The 17,937-nt window shown below is 53.8% G+C and carries 12 protein-coding genes; 6 read left to right on the top strand and 6 right to left on the bottom strand.

The genetic code is table 11. The features are described 5' to 3' along the window. Nucleotides 1–13: 13 nt before the first annotated feature. Entirely contained in the window at nucleotides 14–346 is a 333-nt protein-coding gene (locus M891_RS0101035) for an L-rhamnose mutarotase (RefSeq protein ID WP_232228253.1), read from the bottom strand. Nucleotides 347–398: 52 nt separating this feature from the next. Further along, a complete protein-coding gene (locus M891_RS0101030) occupies nucleotides 399–1,832 on the bottom strand; it encodes an aldehyde dehydrogenase (protein WP_084628779.1) in 1,434 nt (477 codons plus the stop codon). Nucleotides 1,833–2,375: 543 nt separating this feature from the next. Here M891_RS0101030 and M891_RS0101025 point away from each other — a divergent pair. Beyond that, the gene (locus M891_RS0101025; protein ID WP_028537486.1) at nucleotides 2,376–3,608 is read left to right on the top strand and encodes a nitrate/nitrite transporter; all 1,233 of its coding nucleotides are present in this window, start codon (nucleotides 2,376–2,378) and stop codon (nucleotides 3,606–3,608) included. Beyond that, nucleotides 3,580–5,859 carry a molybdopterin oxidoreductase family protein gene (locus M891_RS23050; protein WP_232228252.1) on the top strand — a complete coding sequence of 760 codons (2,280 nt, stop codon included), beginning with the start codon at nucleotides 3,580–3,582 and terminating at the stop codon, nucleotides 5,857–5,859. The genes M891_RS0101025 and M891_RS23050 overlap by 29 nt, the downstream gene beginning before the upstream one ends. Nucleotides 5,860–5,926: 67 nt before the next feature. Here M891_RS23050 and M891_RS0101015 read toward each other — a convergent pair whose 3' ends face one another. Continuing rightward, the gene (locus M891_RS0101015; protein ID WP_028537485.1) at nucleotides 5,927–6,373 is read right to left on the bottom strand and encodes an Hsp20/alpha crystallin family protein; all 447 of its coding nucleotides are present in this window, start codon (nucleotides 6,371–6,373) and stop codon (nucleotides 5,927–5,929) included. A gap of 529 nt (nucleotides 6,374–6,902) precedes the next feature. Then, a complete protein-coding gene (locus M891_RS0101005; protein ID WP_232228251.1) occupies nucleotides 6,903–7,586 on the bottom strand; it encodes a DsbA family protein in 684 nt (227 codons plus the stop codon). Between the two features lie 484 nt (nucleotides 7,587–8,070). Between M891_RS0101005 and M891_RS0101000 the strand changes: the two genes are divergently transcribed. From M891_RS0101000 to M891_RS0100990, 3 genes are all read left to right on the top strand, one after another. Next, nucleotides 8,071–9,729: a sensor histidine kinase gene (locus M891_RS0101000; protein ID WP_028537483.1), complete on the top strand. Its 1,659-nt coding sequence runs from the start codon at nucleotides 8,071–8,073 to the stop codon at nucleotides 9,727–9,729. Nucleotides 9,730–9,735: 6 nt separating this feature from the next. Next, a complete protein-coding gene (locus M891_RS0100995) occupies nucleotides 9,736–10,503 on the top strand; it encodes a LytR/AlgR family response regulator transcription factor (RefSeq protein ID WP_028537482.1) in 768 nt (255 codons plus the stop codon). Between the two features lie 118 nt (nucleotides 10,504–10,621). After that, nucleotides 10,622–11,845, top strand: coding sequence for an L-lactate MFS transporter (locus M891_RS0100990; RefSeq protein WP_028537481.1), 1,224 nt, complete (start codon nucleotides 10,622–10,624; stop codon nucleotides 11,843–11,845). Nucleotides 11,846–11,874: 29 nt separating this feature from the next. On the opposite strand, the gene M891_RS0100985 is transcribed toward M891_RS0100990, so the two are convergent. Both M891_RS0100985 and M891_RS0100980 read right to left on the bottom strand, forming a co-directional pair. Continuing rightward, the gene (locus M891_RS0100985) at nucleotides 11,875–12,828 is read right to left on the bottom strand and encodes an aldose epimerase family protein (protein ID WP_028537480.1); all 954 of its coding nucleotides are present in this window, start codon (nucleotides 12,826–12,828) and stop codon (nucleotides 11,875–11,877) included. A 665-nt stretch (nucleotides 12,829–13,493) separates the two neighbouring features. Further along, nucleotides 13,494–16,847, bottom strand: a complete 3,354-nt coding sequence (locus M891_RS0100980) for a DUF5107 domain-containing protein (RefSeq protein WP_028537479.1) — start codon at nucleotides 16,845–16,847, stop codon at nucleotides 13,494–13,496. A gap of 134 nt (nucleotides 16,848–16,981) precedes the next feature. On the opposite strand from M891_RS0100980, the gene M891_RS0100975 reads away from it, so the two are divergent. Next, nucleotides 16,982–17,893, top strand: a complete 912-nt coding sequence (locus M891_RS0100975) for an AraC family transcriptional regulator (RefSeq protein WP_028537478.1) — start codon at nucleotides 16,982–16,984, stop codon at nucleotides 17,891–17,893. Nucleotides 17,894–17,937 lie beyond the last annotated feature (44 nt).

Here is a 17,937-nt window from a genome sequence, read left to right as displayed (position 1 = left end):
CTCCGATTCGTCGCTACTTCAAATAAAAAATCTCGCGCATCGGCACGATCGGCTGCGGTTCATTAAAGTCAAATGACCCTTCCACCATGCCTGATGTAATCGCGTTCCACCGCTGGCAAACCTCGCTGGCTGCAATATACTTGAACGCCGCATCCGGATCATCACATTCAAAGCAGTAGAAGAACTGATTTCCCTGCTGAAAAATCGAATAATTCCGAATCCCCGCTTTGCGATGCTCCGCCAGCACCTCGGGCCAAGGGTTCAAATGCATCTCCACATAGGCCTCCAGTTGATCTTCCTTCACCCGCCAGGTCCAGGCAAACTTCCGGCTTGAACTCATTTCCATGATCATCCCTCCCATGAAATTGTCATCCCATTTGACACCTGAGACGGCATCCTTACTTGAAGAAACGTCGAATCAGCTTCAGCTTGCCCGCCGTATAAGGCGGATAGATGAAGCTCAAGTTCACCCGCGTGGACTTCTTCAGCACACTTTTTCGATGAGAGAAGGTTTCATAGCTGTAACGGCCGTGGTAGGCTCCCATCCCCGAAGATCCGACTCCGCCAAAAGGCAAATACGGGCTCACCAGATGCATGACCGTATCATTCACGCACCCGCCGCCAAATGAAACGGACTCCATTACCTTCCGTTCCGTGGCGGCATTGCTCGTAAACAAGTACAGCGCCAGCGGCTTAGGCCGCTCACCAATCTTCCGGAGCGCCGCATCCAGGTCTCGATACTCCAGCACCGGCAAAATCGGTCCAAAAATCTCTTCCTGCATCACGGGGTCCTCCCAGTTGACGCGCTCCATGATCGTCGGCCCTAAATACAGATCCTCACGATCGCCATCCCCGCCAACCACCACTTTAGACGGTTCGAGCAAACCCATCAGCCGGCTCCACTGCCGCTCATTCACAATCCGCCCGTAGTCAGGGCTTCGCCTTGGATCCTCACCATAGAAGACCTTGATCTGCGCCTTCATTTTGGTGATCAGTTCATCTCGCACCGACTCGTGAACGAGCACATAGTCTGGAGCCACACAGGTCTGGCCTGTATTTAGGAATTTCCCCCAGACGATACGCTGTGCTGCCAGATCGAGGTTCGCCTCTTCATCCACAATGCAAGGGCTCTTCCCGCCAAGCTCCAGAACAACGGGCACCAGATGCTCCGCCGCCGCAGCCATAACGATCTTGCCAACCCGAATACTTCCCGTGAAAAAAATAAAATCCAACGGGGCATGAATCAGCGCAGACGTCACCTCCGGCCCTCCCTCGATGACTCGAATGTAATCGGGTTCGAAATATTCGCCAAGCATCTCGGCGATCACCCTAGAGACATGAGGAGTAAACTCGGAAGGCTTCACGATTGCGGCGTTCCCCGCAGAGATCGCTCCGATCAACGGGTCGATCACCAGCATAAACGGATAGTTAAACGGGCCGATGATCAGGGCCGAGCCATAAGGCTCCCGGTAAATGTAGCTGCTGGAGCCGATATGGGTGAGCGGAGTGCGAACCCGCTCCGGCTTGGCCCAACGCTTCAGATGCTTCATCACGTAGCGGATACTATCGTAAGCATAACCCACTTCCGTGCTGTAGCCTTCGAATTCAGGCTTGCGCAAATCTCGCTGCAGCGCTTCCAATATTCGCGTTTCGAAACGTTGAATCGCGGTCTTCAGGCGTTCAAGCTGACGCAGTCTGAAGTCCACCGGTCGCGTCGCACCAGATTGGACGAAATGCTGCTGGGCGCGAACGACCTCCGCAATGGAGCGATCTAGGGATTGCGTAGGTTGCAGTTCAGTTGGAGTTTGGGTAGCATGTTCAGTTTGGCTCAAGGCGGTCCCCTCTTTTTCCCGAATAAATCATCTTCATTCTGTCTGACCCTTCTATTGTAACCCGAAATGGGGGAGCTGGACATCTTTGGTCATTTATCGCTGCCAAGCGGTTAGCGGAAGTCTCATTGTCCTTCTTTAGCCTCTGAGTGCAGCGGAAATTTGTATATTGGCATGAATTTGTGTTAGATTACCTAACATAAAATATTGAATAATTCGAGTAAAACTTCAATTTGTTAATAAAAACCTCGTTTTCACAATCGTCAAGACGGTTTTCAGTTAAATTTATGAACGTTTTTTGTTATTTATATTGACATAATCTTTCTAAAACTCATATAATTTAACTACGTTCACAACGTCGTGGCGCAACCCTATTCATATTCCGGTCTCGCACAACGTAGTGCCGCCGGTCGGCAAAGGAGCCATACGGGCAATCGCAGGATTGCACGGGGCTCCTTTTTGTTTTGCGCCCAGTTTTGGCCGTAGCTATGAAGAACAGAAAACATCCCGGCCTAAGAGGATGGAACCTGGAAAGGAGATGGAAGGATGGAACGTACCGGTTTTTTGAAGAGTGGGCATAAGCCCTCGCTGCTAAGCGCTTTTTTGTACTTCGATGTGAGCTTTATGGTATGGGTTCTGATTGGCCCGCTGGCGGTCATCATGATGCAGGACTACCCGATGAACGCCGCACAAAAAGCTAATCTCGTCGCTCTGCCAGTCCTTGGCGGCTCCTTGCTTCGCCTGGTGCTTGGCGTGTTGGCCGACCGGATTGGTCCTAAGCGGACCGGCCAGATCGGCATGGTCGTCACGATGGTGCCGCTCATTTGGGGCTGGCAGTTCGTGGATTCGCTTGGCGAACTGTATGCAGTGGCTTTGCTGCTGGGCGTTGCCGGCGCTTCCTTCTCGGCGGCGCTGCCCTTGGCCAGCCGTTGGTACCCGCCGCAATACCAGGGATTGGCGATGGGGATCGCCGGAGCCGGCAACAGCGGCACGGTCTTCTCCACCCTGTTCGCCAACCGAATTGCCCAGCATTATGGCGGCTGGGAGGTTGTGTTCGGGCTGGCCCTCATTCCGGTTGCGCTGGTCTTTCTCGTCTTTACGCTGCTGGCGAAAGACAGCCCCAATCAGCCGGAACCGAAAAAGCTGCGGGACTACGCCGCCGTGCTTCGCGAGCGGGATGCGTGGCTGTTTTGCTTGTTGTATATGGTGACGTTTGGCGGTTTTGTCGGCTTGTCGAACTACTTGACAATTTTTTTCAATACCCAATATGAGCTGAGTGCAGTGCGGGCCGCCGACTTCACCACCTTGTGTGTAATTGCCGGCAGCTTCTTTCGTCCTGTAGGCGGCTGGCTGGCCGATAGGCTGGGCGGGGTTCGCATGCTGTTGATTTTGTACGCGGGTGTTTCCCTCATGATGGCTTTCGTCTCGTCGCTGCCGCCGCTGTCCGTCGTGACCATTCTGCTGTTCGTAGGCATGATGTGCCTCGGAATGGGCAACGGCTCCGTGTTCCAGCTCGTCCCCCAACGGTTCCAGCAGGAAATCGGAGTGATTACCGGCATCGTAGGTGCGGCCGGCGGGCTCGGCGGATATTTTCTGCCGAATATTCTCGGTCTCTTGAAGCAATGGACCGGGTCGTATACCCCCGGCTTCCTCATTTTGAGCGCAATTGCGCTGGCTTGTATTGTCACGGTTACTCTTATTCAAGGCCAGTGGAAACGCACGTTCCTGAACCGGAAGGAGGCAGCTTATGATGCTTATTCCTACAGCCGCCCGTCCTGACCAACGTTTGCGATCCCACTGTCCCTTTTGCAGTATGCAATGCAGTCTGGATCTGCACTTGGCTCAAGGTTCCACGGCAGGATATGAAGTGAAGCCCAGTCCGGACTTTCCCGTAGCCACGGGGCGTTTATGTCAAAAGGGCTTCAACGCCTTGGCGCATACGGTTCATCCGGAGCGGGTGCTGCAGCCGCTGCGCAAATCCAAAGCCTCCTCTCCCTTTTGGTCGCCTGCAGCCTGGCCCGAAGCATTGGATGATATCGCCGCTCGAAGTCGCCGAATCCAGGATCAATACGGTCCGGACAGCGTCGCCGTATTTGGCGGCGGTTCGCTGACGAACGAAGTGTGTTATTTACTTGGCAAATTTACTCGGGTTGCTCTGCGCTCTCGTTACGTGGATTACAACGGACGATACTGCATGTCCTCCGCAGCGGCGGCGCAGCAGCTGGCGTTTGGGATCGACCGCGGTCTCCCTTTTCCGCTTGAGGATATTCCCCAAACCGATTATCTCATTCTTGCCGGCACCAACATCGCCGAATGCCAGCCCACGTTGATGCCCTACCTGTTAGCTGCTAAGAAAAAAGGCGCCGTTATCGTCACGATCGATCCCCGGCGGACGATGACGTCCAAGATCGCTCAGCATCAGCTAATGATTGAGCCCGGGCAGGACTCGCTGCTGGTCAGCGGGCTGCTGCATGTGATTTTAGAAGAGAAGTTGTATGATGCGGAATTTGTGGCGGCCCATACGGAAGGGGTGGAGGCGGTACAGGAAGCCGTTCAGGATTTCCCGCCCGAACGGGTCGCCGCCCTCACCGGGATCCCCGAGGATACGATTCGTGAAGTGGCTCGGGGATTCGCCGGGGCGAAGCGCGGTATGGTTCTGACCGCGCGGGGCCTGGAGCAGCAGGTGAACGGCGTGGAGCATACGCTGCAGTACATCAACCTGTGCCTGCTGTGCGGGCACATTGGCCAGCCGGGCAGCGGCTTCGGCTCCGTCACCGGGCAGGCCAATGGGCAGGGCGGCCGCGAGCATGGGCTCAAGGCTGACCAGTTGCCGGGTTATCGCTCGATCGAGGACCCGGACGCCCGGGCGCATGTCGCCCAGGTCTGGGGAATCGATCCCCATGAGCTGCCCGGCAAAGGCGTCTCCGCGTATGAGCTGTTCGGGAAGATACTGGACGGCGACATTAAAGCGATGATGATTCTGGGCTCCAATCCGGTCGTGTCCAGCCCCAACAACGCCCGGGTCGCCGAGGCGCTGGCGAAGCTGGACCTGCTCGTCGTCGTCGACCTGTTCGAGACCGAGACGGCCGCCTATGCGGATTGGCTGCTGCCCGGCACGTCCTTCCTTGAAGTGGAAGGGACGATGACGAACCTCGAGGGCCGGGTGTTCTACCGGCCCCGGGTGTTTGAGCCGGCCGGCGCGGCGATGCCGGACGCTTGGCTGCTGTGCGCCCTCGCCGAACAGCTGGGCCGAGGGCGCTATTTCTCCTACTCGTCGATGAGCGAAGTGTTCGACGAGTTGTGCCGCGCTTCCGCCGGGGGCAAAGCCGATTACAGCGGCATCAGCTACTCGCGCCTGCAGGAAGCGCAAGGGCTGTTCTGGCCGTGCCCCGGGCCCGGCCAGTCGCACCCCGGGACGCCGCGCCTCTTCGCAGGCGGCGTCTTCCCCCGTGCAGGCGGCCGCGCCCGCCTGCACGCAGTCACGCCGCAGCCGCCGGCGGAAACCGCAGATACGGAATATCCGTATCTGCTGACGACCGGCCGGCTGGGCGGGCACTACCTGAGCGGCGCGCAGACCCGCCGCACGGACGCGCTGGCGAAGAAGGCGCCGGAGCCGGTGGCGGAGCTCCACCCGGCTCTGGCCGAGCAGCTTCGCCTGCGCGAAGGAGACCGCGTCCGCTTAACCTCGCGGCGCGGGTCGCTGGAGGTCGCCGCCAAGGTGACGAAGGACATCCATCCGCGCACGATGTTTGTCCCGTTCCATTGGGGCGGCGACCTGGCGGTGAATCGGCTGACGAACGATGCCTTACACCCGATCAGCCGGATGCCGGAATTTAAGATCTCCGCCGTTAGGGCAGAGCGCGTGGAACCGGAGATTGCCGATTCCTATAGAAATCTAGGAACTGACGGCGCTTCTTGGAGCAATGCCCGGGACAGCGGTGAGGTCGAGTACACTCCCGTGCAACACACCGCAAGCCGCACCGCAGCGGATCCCGCAGGTCTTGCGGCATCTCGCCCTCAACGAAGCTGAGGAGTTATGTATAAGCAAAGAGGCTATCCTCTCCAGCTTGTGGCTGGAGGGATAGCCTCCGTTTATATTAATCGCCGTCTTGAATTTGGATGCGTTTGGAGCGAGTCGGTTGCCGTTTCGGCACCTCCAGCTTCAGAACGCCATCCTTCAAGGACGCGCGAATATCTTCTTCCGAAATATCCTGCACGTAGAATCTACGAACATATTCACCGTGCCGACGTTCCTTCCGAACGATTTGATGGTTCGTATCCTCCATGTTGTGATCTTCATTACGAACTGCTCTGATCGTCAAGTAAGGAGCGGCATAGTCGATCTCGATGTCTTCTTTTCGGAAACCAGGTAATTCCGCTTCAACCAGATAGGCTTGATCCGTTTCGCGGATGTCAGTTCTGAAAGAGAGCGGCGAATTTTTAAACGGTGCAAAAAAGTCATCATTGAACACATCATTAAACGTTTTAGCCAACTGGCCGAACGCATCTTCTCTGTGTCGACCAAAAGGAATCAAATCAAACATCATGCATTCCCCTTTCTTTGGTTTGACCTTATTTGACCTTACACCCTCATTATATGCCTCCATGACCAAAGTGACAAAAGTGATTAAAGCCCAAACAGCCTGTTCTCGGGCGATTTTCGCGCATTTTTCCTGATCGCCAGAGACTTGACTGTTTATTTGACCTTCTTTGACCTTTCATCTCAATCTAACGCGGTTGAACCTTTTATTTTTCAAAAATCAAACGAACATCACTGATTCTCCCGCAGGTCTTTAGACATGGAGGTGTCGCCATCGTTAGGATACCTCAAGACATCTCAACCTATTCATGGTAAAAGTAAGGTTGTATCTTCTTTTCATCGGAATTGGGACCTTTGTCCTTTGGAATGTGGAGGGACTCAAGGAAATCAATCAACTTGGCTTATGGGGATTCGTGTTCTTTCTTCTCCTACTAATAAACTTATGGGGATCGTATCGCATTTGGTCTTGGATGAGGAAGGGGAAAATTTAATCACCCAAACTACGAAAAAAGCGACTTTATCGTCGCTTTTCATCAATCAGTTTCCGCCAACTTCGCCTCAATCGCCGCCGCCAACTCCTCGTACGAAGCGCTCGGCAGCAGCTCCCCGTTCACCATAAATTGAGGGGTTCCGTTGACTCCGTAATATCCGCCGGTTTTGAAGTCTTCCTTGACGGGCAGCATGTAGGTATGTTCTTTTAAATCCTTCGCGAACCGATCATAGTCGATTCCCTCGATATTCTTCTTCACAAAGTCCAGCAAAAAGCTAGGTGTTGCCCAAATTTTCGTCTCATCGCCTTGATGTGCAAACAGCTTGCGCTTGAACTCCCAGAACTTCTCGTTGCTCTGCGCTGCGATGGCTTCCCCCGCACTGGCCGCCATGATCGAGTCCCGATCAATAAATGCATAGTTTATGAAAAATAACTCGATTTTCCCGGTATCGATGTACTCTTGCTGCAGCTGGTCCATATAGGTCTCTTCCCACTTCTTGCATGCCGGGCATTTGAAATCGGCGAACTCGACTACCTTAACCTTAGCGTTCGGATCTCCCAAATGCGGCTGCTTCTCATACTTCAAGTCTTCGGCAGTGTAATCCCCTTTGATTTCCGTATAGTTCGGAAGATCCTTTAATTCAGAAGGACCCGTATCTTTCAGGAACACAACAGCCAGGGTGATGACCAGGACTCCAATGAAAATGAGGGAACTTACAAAAATCAAACCGGATTTCCTATTCTCTCGGCCGCTTCCTGACCTGTTGGCCGCGTTGCCCGCCTTGCCCCTGCCGACATTTTTGTGATCAGGGGTTGTCCGGTTGGATCCCGTCTTATAAGTTGAGGCTGGTTTCCCGCTGCTCCGATTACTTCCCTTGTTCTGGGCCATCCGCCATCCTACCTCCATCTGGATTCGTTTCGTCCTCATTCTAGCGTATGGCCCACGGCAAGGGAGTAACAAAGGTCACAGTCGAAAGTAAGGGGATAAGCTTCACTGATCAACTCCACTCGAAGCCCCTCAGATTGTTCACCGAAATGATTTAGCTGACACGAAGTAAATTGAGTATCCATAACAAGTGTTGTATGATGGTAGGGAACTTGAGCGTAAGCTGGTCGCTTCTATACCAAAATATTGCTTTTGCAACTCTCTGGTTGTGCTTACTGCCAATCAGGGAGTTTTTATATTACTACAGAAGGGAAGCCAAGCCCACATGACCTCATTAGAAATGCTGCTGCAATTGTTGGAACGAACTGCATTGCTGCTGATTTGCTTATTCTTTATGGCTCGTATTCCAAGATTCCGTGAGGTGCTGCAGCGGGATAATCGATCGCCGATCGAGCTGACCGTGATTACCGTCATATTTTGCTCGTTTGCGATTTTCGGTACGTACTCAGGCATTGAGGTTGAAGGATCGCTGGTGAACATTCGCATTATTGCTGTGATGTCCGGGGGGATCCTGTTTGGTCCCTGGGTAGGGATTATCACCGGGGTCGTCTCAGGATTGCATCGGTACTTAATTGATATCGGTGGAATTACATCGATTCCCTGCCTCATCACCAGTATGATTGCGGGTTTAGTTTCCGGAGTCATTAATTATAAAGTGAAAAAATCAGCCCGCTGGATCTACGGCATTATCGCCGGTATGATCTGTGAAATTTTAACCATGCTGCTTATTTTAGCTTTTGCCGAGCCCTTTGAGCTGGGATTGGACATCGTATCCAAAATCGCCTTTCCTATGATAATTGGGGAGATCAGCATTGGGCTGATTGTGCTGATGATTATGGGGGTCGAGGGCGAGAAAGAGATGATTGCCGCCAAGCAAGCCAAGCTGGCCTTGGAAATTGCGAACAAAACGTTACCCTACTTCCGCTCCACCAGCAAGGAATCCTTAAAGACAATCTGTACGATTATTAAAGATGAAATCGAGGCCGATGCCGTTGCGATTACGGATACGCATAACGTGCTGGCCTATGTTGGATTTGGCGAGGAGCACTACACGGTCGGAGAGGCTATTATCAGCGAGATCACAAAATCTGCGATTCGAACCGGTGAGATCACCATTTCCAATCACATCTCTGAGCATAATCTCCCGCAAATTCAGTATTTTCTGATTATGCCTTTAAAAGAACGGGACGTTGTAACAGGGACACTGAAGGTGTATTACCGGAAAGCCTACAAAGTGACCTACCCGCTGCAGACGATGGCGATTGGGTTATCCCAGATTATTTCCACACTGATGGAGGTTTCAAGGGTCGAGCAAATTAAGGAGGAAGCGAATAAGGCCGAACTCAAAGCGCTGCAAACCAAAATCAACCCCCATTTTTTGTTTAATGCCTTAAACGCCATCGCTTCAACGACACGCAAGAATCCGGAAAAGGCCAGAGAATTAATCATCAATCTATCCAATTTCATGAGACACAACTTAGAGCTAAGCGATGAGTTCATTGAAATCCATAAAGAGCTTCAGCAAGTGAAGGATTACGTTGAAATTGAAAAAGCACGCTTTGGCTCGCGGTTACAAGTGAATTATGACATTGATGAGGAGGTTTCGGTTAAAATCCCCAGCTTATTGATTCAGCCTCTCGTCGAAAATGCCATTAATCACGGTGTTCTTAAGACGAAAGGACCGGGAACCGTGACCATTTCTGTGCAGGATCTTGGGGATCAAGTCCGGATCAGCGTGAAGGATACTGGGATTGGAATCGATGAAGAGATCATTCGGAGTTTGTACCATGATCAGGTTCCAGCCCATAAAATTGGACTCTATAATGTGCATCAGCGAGTGAAGCTAATTTATGGAGAAGGAGTCGTAATCCAACGTTTGGAGCCGGGCACTGAAGTCTATTTTGATGTAAGGAAAGGAATGTAACTCCACATGAAAGCCATTATTGTCGAGGATGAAATCCCTGCTCGGGAAGAGCTTGAATATATCATTAGCACTTACAGCTCGATTGAGGTAACGGATTGTTTTGAGGACGGGTTGGATGTTCTCAAATTTCTGCAGGAGCATGAGACCGATGCGATTTTCCTGGATATCAACATTCCGTCGCTGGATGGAATCTTCGTCGCAAGCAACATCGCCAAATTTGCGAAGAAGCCTTATATCATTTTTACTACTGCTTATAAGGAACATGCCGCCAAGGCGTTCGAGCTGGAGGCTTTTGATTACATTTTGAAGCCTTATGACGAGAAGCGGATTGCACCGATGTTAAAAAAGCTTGAGGCCGCTTATCATCGTGACCATCCCGTCCGGCAAGATACGAATCCATTGCATCCTGTCGTCCATCATAAGGACGATGAAGGCTCTGCAATCGCCAATCGGATTAACTTACGTAAGGATGACAAAATTATCGTCACTGATGCGAACGACATTTATTATGCTGAGACCAAAGAGAAGGTGACATTGGTGTATACGTTGGAAGGAGAGTATACGATGCCGATGAGCATCAGCGAGTTTCACACGTTGCTGCCGCAGAGTCTCTTCTTCCGCTGTCATCGTTCTTACTCGGTGAATCTATCGAAAATCCGGGAAATTGTACCCTGGTTTAACCAAACCTATATCTTAAGATTATCGGGGATGGATGCAGAAATTCCGGTAAGTCGATCCAAGGTGAAAGAGTTCCGGCACATTATGAGATTTTGACAGCAACTCATTCCTTGATATCGTCATTTCGTTCTGAAAACGGTTGCGTTGACCTTTTTGGTACTATACTTGGCTCATCAAGAAACACTGTATAGCCTACTGAAAAGAGGAGATCATCATGAGAGATACCAAGGGTCATCGCTGGCTGATCGTTCTTGGGACAATTATTGTACAAATGGGGCTGGGGACCATCTATACTTGGAGTCTATTTAACCAACCTCTTGTCGAACACTATGGATGGGAGCTAAGCTCAGTAGCTGCCACGTTCTCCATTCTTAGCTTTTCGTTAGCCTTTGCAACCTTGTTTTCGAGTAAGATTCAAGAGAAAATCGGACTTCGGCGATTAATTATGTTTGCAGGGATCATGTTAGGACTAGGATTAATCATCAGCTCGCAAGTGACATCCCTATGGGTGCTCTACCTTTTTGCCGGTGTCTTAGTTGGTGCCGCAGACGGGACGGCTTATATGACGACCTTGTCGAATGCGATTAAATGGTTCCCGAAGAAGAAAGGCCTGATCTCAGGGATCTCCGTAGGGGCATATGGTACGGGCAGCTTAGTGTTCAAATATATTAACAGCAGCATGATTGAAACGTTAGGCGTGTCGAAAGCCTTTATGTTCTGGGGAATCATCGTCATGGTTATGATCGTGGGCGGCTCGTTCCTTCTGAAGGAAGCGAAGGTGCAAAATCAAGTCCAAGCCGATTCAAATACGGTACAGAAGGATTACACGGTCAAAGAAATGCTAAAAACCAAAGAAGCGTACTTGTTATTTATTATCTTCTTCACAGCATGTATGAGCGGTTTGTTCCTGATAGGGATCGTCAAGGATATCGGCGTCAGCATGGCAGGATTGAATGCAGCCACAGCAGCGAATGCGGTTGCTCTGGTCGCGATATTTAATACACTGGGTCGCATTGTACTTGGAGCTTTATCCGATCGGGTGGGTCACCTGAATGTCGTATCCGGCACTTTGTTTGTGACAGCTGCCGCCGTGATCATCTTGAGCTATATGCATCTGAGTTATGGGTCCTTCTTTGCTTGTGTAGCGGCGATTGCGTTTTGCTTCGGCGGGAACATTACCGTATTTCCGGCAATTGTGGCGAATTACTTTGGACTGAAAAACTCCGGTCAAAATTACGGTGTGATCTACCAAGGCTTTGGATTTGGCGCCTTGCTGGCAACCATGATCTCCTCGTTCCTTGGCGGATTTGTACCTACGTTTAAACTCATTGCTGCGATGTGCATGATCTCGTTTATCCTCATTATGCTGTTGAAGCTTCCAGCGATGAAGAAAACGGAGAAGAAAAAATGGGCTTTCCAGAAATTGCAGCATGAATAACTGGGCATGAGAACGAATCGCCTAAGGAGTTAACTGCACACGGCCTTGGCCTCCAAATACCAGCGATATCCGCTTCGAGCGGGGACAACGGCGGCTTCCCCTTGGCGGAACGCATGGGCGAGTTCGTCCATGCGGCCCGTGGCCGGCTCCAGAGCAACGTGATAGTTACCGCCAAAGCCGCCGTAGTTGGCCCAAATGGCCAAGTACGGCACTTTGTCTGCGGGGAAGCGGAACATCAGCGCCTCACCGGTTGCGGGATCACTGATTCCGGCGTACCCGGAGCCGGGCCCGAGCCGGCTAGTAAAATAATACTTCTCCGCGAATCGGCCGTTGTTGGACTCCACGGTGCTCAGGTCGACTTGTTCCCCGGTTGCGCCGCTTGCCAGCGGCCAAAGCTGCTTGGATCCGAACGCACCTAGCCGGCCTTCCTCCGAATAGGAGACCTCGATCTCCGTTAATTCAGGCGGAACGTGCAGCTTCATACCTTCTCGTACCTGCAACAACGGATGCGTCGCCCATAGAAAGGCAAAAGGCGCGCCCGACAGATTCGTCACAGTGTACTCGATGTGAAGTGTGTCTGCTGCAGGGAACGTATATCTTTTCTCCAGGACATAGGGAAATTGTACGCCGCCAATGCGGCAGGATAGGGCTGAGCTCGTGGCCTGATGCTCCCAAGCCCGAGACCAGACCTCTCCGTGGTCGGGGATCGCTCGACCTTGCCAAGGCGCCAGCGGATAGGCCCCGGCATTGATGCCTGGGAACATTTCGTCCCATCCACTCCCGTCGCCAGCGGCAAAGGATGAGCCGTAGCCCTCGTTTCCCAGTGGCTTATCGCTCCTCCACAGCCACTCCCGTCCTGTCTTGCGATTCTGCAGCGATACGGCCTTGCCACCTAGCTCCGGTACGATGGTCACCGCTATAAGCTCGGTTTCTCCGACCCAAGCGTCCCAACCATCCACTTCAGTCTTTCGCCATTGGTTCATCCGTCGCCCCCTCCTCCAACATTGATTTGATGTTTGTGCTTACCCTGGAAATCTGCTACTTATTGCGTTGCGTGTGTGGTGTAACTTGCGTAGTGACTGTTGTAGAGTAACGGGTAACTAATTAATAACTAATGATGTACTTTCTTGCTGCTAACTGTTTGATACTGGTGACTTACTTCGTTTGTAATTTGTTTGTTGAGACTTTTGCGACGTGTCTGTTTGCTCATCGCAACTTATGCGACTTGTGATTTGTGACTTATGACTTGTGAATGTAACTTGTGAGTGTGGCTTGTGAGTGCGTTTTGCCATATAACGATCTCTCGCAGGCAGGAGGTTTTCTCGCAACAGCACGAACTCTTGCTTCAGGATGCCTTCTCGCTACAGATTCTTTCTGGCTGCGGGACGCTTCTCGCCGCAGACCGCTCTCTTTCCCGCGAGGGCTGGATTGTCTAACGCTTGTGAACAACGCTATTTGGGCAAAAAAGCGGGTGTACGAATTCTAACGCTTACCAGACACCTTATTTGCTCATTTTAGAGCAAAATGGGGGCTCAATCGCCCCCATAAGAACGCTGGTCAGCGTTAGAATTTGAAACTCGCCATTTTAAGCCAAATAAGCACTGTGGCAAGCGTTAGCGCAGGGTCTGTAAAGTCCCTCCGCAATCCATCAGCACATCCGCCGATGGATCATCGCGCCCTGATGGCTGGGCTCCAGGGCCATCACCTCATCGAACTGCTCGGCGGCTTCCACCGACCGGCCAAGGCCCAACTTGCCGAGACCCCGCATGAAGCGGCAGTGGATGACGTTACGTCGGTTCAAGTCGTCCTCGAACACGAGGAAGTCAGGAAGCGATACGGCGAAGTAATCGAACTCCACCTCATCAAACAAATGCTTCTCGGCATAGTCCACCAGCTGGTTAAACCGACGTTTCGCTTCCTTCTCCACGCCTAACTTCCGCCAAGCCAGCCCTTGATAAAAAATCATCTCCGGCGGCTGATCGTTATAGTACATCGCTCCGGCCGGCTCCTCCAGCCCTTGCGAAGCCGCCTGCCAATACGGCATCGCCTGCTCCATCAGGCCCAACCCCTCAAATGCACAGCCCAGGTAATACAGGATGTCGTTTTCCTGCGCTCCGGCGAGCTTGCCTTCCCCGAGATTTTCCGGGTAAACGAGCGCCCGCTCCAACCGTTCGATCGCTTGCTCGGCATTCCCGGCCGCGAGTGCCTGCTTCCCAAGCTCGACAAGGGCGAACCTGTACTGCCCGGTCACTTTGCCTTCTCCGCCTTCCCAAGGGTGGAACTTGCGAGCTTCCAACGCCCGCAAAGCTTCGTCGTGGCGGCTTAACGTATTCAGCAGCGTGACGTATTCCAGATACAAATCGTCGCGTTTCTCCACAAGCGCCAAGTGACGTTCCAGCGCCGCAAGCCGCTCCGCCGCCGGACGGCCCAGCTTCTTATAGAGCTGATCCAGCTCGAAAAACACGCGGGCGTCTTCCGGATTCAACGCGAACGCCGTCTCCAGCGCTTCCCGCGCCGCATCGACATCCTGGCGCTTGTTGTAATAAGCCAGCGCCAAATTGCGGTGCACGGTCGGGAACCCGGCGTCCACCTCCCGGGACGCCTCCCAGTGAGCGATCGCATCGTCCGGGCGTTTCTTGTCATACATCCAGTTGCCAAGGTAGTAATGCGCCTTCGCATCGCCCGGGTTCGCCGCGATCGCACTTTGCAGCACGAGCAGGTCCGTCAGGCTGTTCGGGAAGCAGTAGTCCGCCGGCGCGGCGGCGCCTGCCTGCCGATGGCGCACGGCCAGTTCGACCTGGCCGGTCCGCTCATACGCGTAGGCCAAGGTGTAATGCAGCATCGGGTAAGCCGGCGTGTCTGCGTCCGGCGCAATCCGCTGCATCACCTGCACGGCTTCGTCATACAGGCCGAAGCCGAGATAGTCCGCGGCCAGCTGCAGGACGTTGTGCGCGTCACCGCGCATCAACCGCTGGAGCTCGGCCAGGACTTCATCCGCCGCTGCCGCATCGCCCAAGGCCCGCAGCGCGGCCCAGCGCTCGTTGGCGGCGCCGAAGTCGGCCGGGTCCAGCGCCAGCGTCTCGCCCGTGTAGGCGAGCGCTTCCTCCGGCCGACCGAGCTTCCGCAACAGCGCTGCCTTCAAATGCCGCGCCTTATAGTTGCGGCTATTGCGGATTAGCGAGCGCTCGGCCAACTCGAGCGCCTCCGCATAGCTGCCGCGGCCGCAGGCGATCGCGGCCAGCGAATAGTAGCCGCTGTCCTGCCAGGCAGCGGACCAGACGGCTTTGTAGAAGGCGGCGAACGCCTCTTCGTCTCGCCCTTGCAGCTGCAGAGCCAGCCCGAGCTGGTACAGCGCTTCGCTGTCGTACGGGTTCGGGTTGCGCCAGGTCAGCGACTTCACGGCCGTGCGGAAATGCGCCTCCGCCTCGGCGAACCGGCCCCGGCGCAGCAGCAGCGTGCCATAAGCGACATTGATGCGGATATCGCTGGCGTCGCGCTTCAGGCCTTCCAAGTAATACGCCTCCGGCTCAAACGTAGCATGGCGGTATTGCTCCAGATGAAGGCCCGCCAAATACAGCTGCTCGTTCGTCTTCAGCTCCTCCGGCTTCGGCAGCGGCTTGGCGGCTTCCGGCACCTGTTCGATCGACGGTTTCGCCGGGCGATACGAGATCAGCAGCCGTCCTTCGCGGTCGCACACCGTCACCCGCAAGTCATGTGGCTGATCGCCTTCATCCAGCGAGACCACGGTTTTGTACGTCGCCACCGGCGACAGCCGCACGGTATCCGATACATAGGTTCGGCGTGCGCCTTTGAGCTCCACGACCGCCCCTTCATAATCGGATGTTGCATACGCCAGCACCGTTGCCGTCCGCGCCTTCTCGTCGACTTCAAGGTTAACGGCCGCTTCGATGGAAGCATTTTTGACAACACCGATGTCTTTGTAAGGCATAAAATACTGCTTAAACGACTTCTCCTCATACGGCTGGAGCCAGGTGAAGTCCGGCTGGTTGTCGGTATACACCCCGGTCATCAGCTCGATGTACGGACCGTCCTCATCCGTCAGATTGCGGTCCCACGCCTGGCCAAATTCTCCGTTCCCCCAAGTCCATTGCTTCTTCCCCGGGGAAATGTGGTGATTGGCGACATGCAGCAGACCGGCTTGCACGCCATGGTCGTAGCCGCCGACAAAGTTGAAGTCGGATTTGTAAGCCATGTAGGACGTAGGGACCGGAATATTTTTGTAGCGAGAAATATCGACACCCTCCGAGTAATCCATCTTGTAGTACGTGCCGGTGGCAATCGGGAACCGTGAGACATCGCGCTTGCCATGGTCAAAGACGGCAGTAACGTCCGGCGGGAACACGGACTGCGTATGATCGTTCACCGCCACAGCCGGGTTCGCCCACCACAGGAACGTTTGCGGCTCCGGCGTCCGATTGTAGAGCTGCGCAGAGATCTCCAAATAGGCCTTCCCCGGATAAAGCGTAAACCCGGCCGTCATCTTGGTGCCGTACATACGGTCGATTTCGCTGACCCAAACGGTAGCGCTGCCGTCCTCCCTTTGCTCCAGTCGATATTCGACCGGGCCAAACGTGTTCGGCCGATGATGCTGCGGCCAGTTGAACTCGATGCCGCCGGAAATCCACGGCCCGGCCAAGCCAACCAGCGCCGGCTTGATCACGCGATTGTAGTAAACGAAGTCGTAGTTATTCGTTTTGTCTAGCGCGCGATAAATCCGTCCTCCGAGTTCCGGCATGATTTCGATCCGCACGTACTCATTTTCCAAAATCGCCAGCCGATAGCTGACCTCCCGCTTCTTGTCGTAAATCTTATCGATGACCGGATAGGGATACACACGTCCGGAGCTGCCTTGATACACGCGTTTTTCCAAAAACATCGGGTTCTTGTCCGGCTCCCCAACCCCATACGTCGGAATGAGCTTATCCTCTTCCCAGACCCGAACGGCCGCCTTGGCAGACGCCTCCCGCTGTTGAACGTTCATCTCAAAAATCCTCCCCTTCTCCCCGTCATTGGTTGAATCGGTTGTAACCCCAATGTAACCCGGTGCCGAAGGAATTCCAATTGACGAAAAACGGGGAATGATGGACTATATTCTTATATGGGGGGGTGACTTGCATGGATCAACAAATTCGTAAGCCGGACGGTTTTGAGTCGCAAAAACTGTTTGTGCAACCGGACTATATGCTGAAGGAACTGAAAAACTCCACATTGACGTGCCCGCTGTTTGTTAGCGATATCGGGTTTTTCCCGAACGCCCTGCACCATTATCGGGAACGGCCCGAGGGGGCGGACGCTCATATCTTCATCTACTGTGTGGAAGGCGAAGGATGGGTGGAATGGAGCGAGGAGGCGGGCAACACGCAGCAAAGCTACCCGCTGACAGAGCGTCAGCTGGCGGTAATCCCCGCACATACGCCGCACCGATATGGGGCTTCGGCCGATAAACCCTGGAGTATCTACTGGTTTCACCTGCAAGGCGAGGATACCCAGGCATTAATTCACACCTACGGCCTGAACCAGGGCGGCCCGGTCCGGCTGCCGCTGAGCGTACATGCCCAGCTGTTGGAGCATTTTGAACAGTGCTACCGTCTGCTTCATGACAAGTACTACGCCCTGCCCGTGCAGATTCATGTCGCGCAGACGATGCGCCACCTGCTTAGCAGCATTGGGCTCAGCGCCGAGCGGTCGGCGCAGGACCGCAAACGCGAGCGCTATTTCGATGAAGCGGTTCGCTACATGACCGAGCGGCTGACAGAGAGCCTCACGCTGTCCGAACTGGCGAAGCAGGTGGGGCTCTCCAAACAGCATCTCGTCTACTTGTTTAACCGGGAGGCGGGGCTTCCGCCGATCGAATATTTTCTGCGGCTGAAAATGCAACGGGCCGGACAGCTCCTGGACCTCACCGGCTTAAGCGTCAAAGAGATCGCCGGTGCGGTCGGCTTGTCCGACCCGTATTATTTTTCGCGAATATTTAAGAAGATTATGGGGTACTCCCCCACCGAATACCGCCGTATTCCAAAGGGATAATGATGCCCGAAAGCAGCCTCCCGCACGCCAGAGCAAGCCGGGCC

Source organism: Paenibacillus sp. J14 (genome assembly GCF_000518465.1).
GTDB classification, from domain to species: domain Bacteria; phylum Bacillota; class Bacilli; order Paenibacillales; family Paenibacillaceae; genus Fontibacillus; species Fontibacillus barengoltzii.
This window is presented reverse-complemented; position numbering and strand designations above follow the sequence as displayed.